Source organism: Actinomadura sp. HBU206391 (genome assembly GCF_014323665.1).
Taxonomy (GTDB): domain Bacteria; phylum Actinomycetota; class Actinomycetes; order Streptosporangiales; family Streptosporangiaceae; genus Actinomadura_C.
Genome location: NZ_JABVEB010000413.1, coordinates 1 through 3565, shown reverse-complemented (window position 1 = coordinate 3565; position 3565 = coordinate 1). Strand labels below are relative to the sequence as shown.

General features: G+C 70.5%; 4 protein-coding genes. 3 read left to right on the top strand and 1 reads right to left on the bottom strand.

The window, feature by feature from the left end; genetic code table 11:
• Positions 1-577: response regulator (locus tag HKK72_RS37480; protein ID WP_187239136.1), on the top strand; the 577-nt coding region annotated here is incomplete at its 5' end.
• A gap of 130 nt (positions 578-707) precedes the next feature.
• On the top strand, positions 708-1250 hold the full coding sequence (locus HKK72_RS37475; protein ID WP_222721631.1) for a retropepsin-like aspartic protease: 543 nt from the start codon (positions 708-710) through the stop codon (positions 1248-1250).
• A 30-nt stretch (positions 1251-1280) separates the two neighbouring features.
• Here the strand turns inward: HKK72_RS37475 and HKK72_RS37470 are convergent, their stop codons facing one another.
• Entirely contained in the window at positions 1281-2348 is a 1068-nt protein-coding gene (locus tag HKK72_RS37470) for a S1C family serine protease (protein WP_315987639.1), read from the bottom strand.
• 191 nt (positions 2349-2539) lie between these two features.
• Here HKK72_RS37470 and HKK72_RS37465 point away from each other — a divergent pair.
• A partial coding sequence (locus HKK72_RS37465) for an amidohydrolase family protein (RefSeq protein ID WP_187239134.1) occupies positions 2540-3565 on the top strand: 1026 nt, incomplete at its 3' end.

The window sequence follows — 3565 nt, the reverse complement described above, 5'->3', positions numbered from 1 at the left end:
GCCCGATCTCACGGTGGTCGGCGAGGCGGCCGACGGCGCCCGCGCCGTGGCCGAGGTGTCCCGGCTGCGCCCGGACGTGATCTTGATGGACGTGCGGATGCCGGCGCTGGACGGCATCCAGGCCACCAGGCGGATCCTGGAGTCGGCCGCGCGGCCGCCCAAGATCATCGTGGTGACCACGTTCGAGAACGACGAATACGTCTATGACGCGCTGCGTGCGGGGGCCACCGGCTTCCTGCTGAAGCGGGCCCGGCCGCAGGACATCGTGCAGGCCATCCGCATGGTCGCCCACGGTGACACCCTGCTGTTCCCGGCGGCCATCCGGGCGCTCGCCACCGAGCACGGCCGCGCTGCGGAGAGCGGAGCGCGGTGGCACAGCCGGCTGACCGACCGTGAGGCGGAGGTGCTCCGGCTCATGGCCAAGGGCCATTCCAACGCTGAGATCGCCAAAGAGCTCTTCGTCAGCCCGCAGACCGTGAAGACCCATGTCGGCAACACCCTGGCCAAGCTGCAGGCGCGTGACCGCACCCAGGCAGTGATCTTCGCGTACGAGACCGGTTTCATCTCGCCGGCATAGCGGCACCCGGCCCTGGGCCGTACGGCTTTGCCCAGGTGAGGCGCCTTCTTCAGGATCTTCCGCAGGAGTCAGACCCAGCCCGCGAGGGAATGGGGTACTCATTGGCCGGCTCCATGAGTGGGTGATTGTGATGAGGGCACACTGGGCCGCGCCCGTGCTGGTTGTCGCCTTAACGCTGGGCATGGGTGGATTCGAGACCGAGCCGGCGCACGGCGTCGTTTCGGCATGGGGCGACACCCGGTCGGTCCGCCCGCCGGCGCCGCGACCGTCCGGCGGCGCGTTCTCGGTGCCGATCCGGGTGGTCACCGAGCGTGGGGCCACCATCGTCTTCGTTCAGGTGATGGTGAACGGTCGTGGTCCCTTCGACTTCATCCTCGACACCGGTGCCTCTTCCTCGTCGGTGGACCGTTCGCTGGTCCAGCAGTTGCAACTGCCGCTGACCGGAGCCACGGCCTACGTCCAGGGCATCGCCGGAGAGGCCTTTGCGCCGGTGGTCCGGGTCCGCGGCTGGACGCTCGGGGGCCAGGCACTGCGTGCGCGGGCCATGCCGGTGTTCGAGCTCGGTGACAGCCGGGTCGCCGGCCTGCTCGGCTCCGACGAGCTGCGTCGCTTCGGCGCGGTGACCGTCGACTATCGCCGGCAGAGGCTGATACTGCACAACGCCGGGAGGTGAGCCGGCCCCCGCACGTCGTGGCGCGGCGAATCAGTAACCGGGCAGCTCTCCGAGCCGCACCTCCAGATTCCGCCGGCCGCCGTTCCGGAGCACGGTGACCTGCACCTTGTCACCCGGCTTCAGCGCGGCCAGCACCTTGGCCAGATCCCCCTGGGCCGGCGTCGGTGCGCCGTTGACGGCGATGATGACGTCTCCGTGATGGATCCCGGCCTTGGCCGCACCGCCGCCCTTGATGACGTCGATGACGCCGACGCCGGCCGGCTCGCCGGTGGACTGGTTGATCACCGTCGTCACGCTCACGCCCAGGGCGGCCCGGCCGGAGCTCGTGACCTTCCCGTACTTGATGAGCTGCGGTGCGATGCTCTTGACCGTGTTGCTCGGCACCGCGAAGCCGATGCCCTGGGCGGCCTTCCCCGGTGAGGCGGCGGCGATCAGTGTCGGGATGCCCATCACCTGGCCGTTCATGGTGACGAGGGCACCACCGCTGTTGCCCGGATTGATCGCCGCGCTGGTCTGGACGGCGCTCGAGATGGTCGCACCGGGAAAGGCCCCCTCGCGCTCAGAGCTCACCGTGCGCCCGATGCCGGAGATGATGCCGTCGGTCACGCTGCCGGTCAGGCCCAGCGGGCTGCCCATGGCCATGACGATCTGCCCCAGCCGCAGCTTGGCGGAGTCTCCGAACACGGCCGGGCGGACGACCGCGCCGTCCACCTTGATCACGGCGAGGTCGTCGGCACTGAAGAGCCCGACGAGCCTGCTGACCAGCGGCTTGCCGCCGCTGGCCTGCGTCACCTTGATCGTCGATGCTCCGGCGACCACATGGGCGTTGGTGACGATGTGGCCGCGGTCGTCGTAGATCACCCCGGAGCCCTCGCCCTGGTCGGTCGTGATCTGCACGACCGACGGCAGAACGGTCCGGGCGACCTGTTCGAACTGTCTCTCGAGCTGGGCGGCCGGCTCGCCGACCTTGATCGTGGGCGCGATGGTCCTCGCGGTGCGCCTCGCCGTCCTGGTCTCCTGGCATCCCGCGAGCAGCGGGACTCCCATGGCGATGATCGCCGACGCCGCGACGGCGCGTGTTCTGCCGACTCTGTGCACAGCGCACCCCCTGGTCATCTGCGTTCCCCGCACGCCGTGAATGAGGCGTTCCGACCCGCCGTTCGGCGTGATCTTGAACCGCTGCGGGGGATTGGTTTGCCCGGTGCGGGCTCCGTACGATCGTGGGACCCACGACGACAGGAGGAGGCGCTCCTTTCCGGGCCCCGTCAGGACCCGCGCGCCGAATGCCGATGACATCTGGATTCACGACCTCGACGGCGGGCTCCGAGCAGGGCGAGGGGGCGCGGGCCGACCTGCTCGTGCGGTCGGCCTCGCTGGTCGCCACCTGCGACGACCGGCGCAGGGAGCTGGCCGGCGGCTGGGTCGCCGTGACCGACGGGCTGATCACCGGTGTGGGGGCCGCCGGCGATCCGGAGCCGGCGGCGCTCAGGACGCTGGAGGCGGGCGGCTGCCTGGTGACCCCCGGCCTGATCAACACTCACCACCACCTGTACCAGAACCTGACCCGCGCCTACGCGCCGGCGGTGAACGGCTCGCTGTTCGAGTGGCTGACCGCGCTCTACCCCGTGTGGAGCGCGATCGACGAAGAGGCGTCCTATCTGTCGGCGTGGGTCGGGCTGGCCGAGCTGGCCCTCGGCGGGTGCACGACGAGCACCGACCATCTCTACATCCACCCGGAGGGCGGCGGCGACCTGTGGTCGGCCGAGATCGCCGCGGCCGGCGAACTCGGCATGCGGTTCCATCCGACCCGCGGTTCGATGAGCGTGTCGGAGAAGGACGGCGGTCTCCCGCCGGACTCGGTCGTCCAGGACGAGGACGAGATCCTCGCCGACTGCGAGCGCCTGGTGCGCACCCACCACGACGCGTCCTGGGGCGCCATGGTGCGCGTCGCGCTCGCACCGTGCTCCCCGTTCAGCGTGAGCCCGGACCTCATGCGGCGCTCCGCGGAGCTCGCCGAGCGTCTCGACGTGCGGCTGCACACGCATCTCGCCGAGGACCCCGACGAGGACGACTACTGCCTGGAGACCTTCGGCAAGCGGCCCATCGAGCTCTTCGAGGACGTCGGCTGGCTGACCGGGCGGGCCTGGGTGGCGCACTGCATCTATCCGAACGAGGCCGAGATCGCCCGTCTGGGCGCGGCCGGGGTCGGCGTCGCGCACTGCCCCAGTTCCAACATGATGATCGGCGGTGGCGGTTTCGCGCCCGTACGGGAGTACCGCGCCGCCGGGGTGCCGGTCGGCCTCGGCTGCGACGGA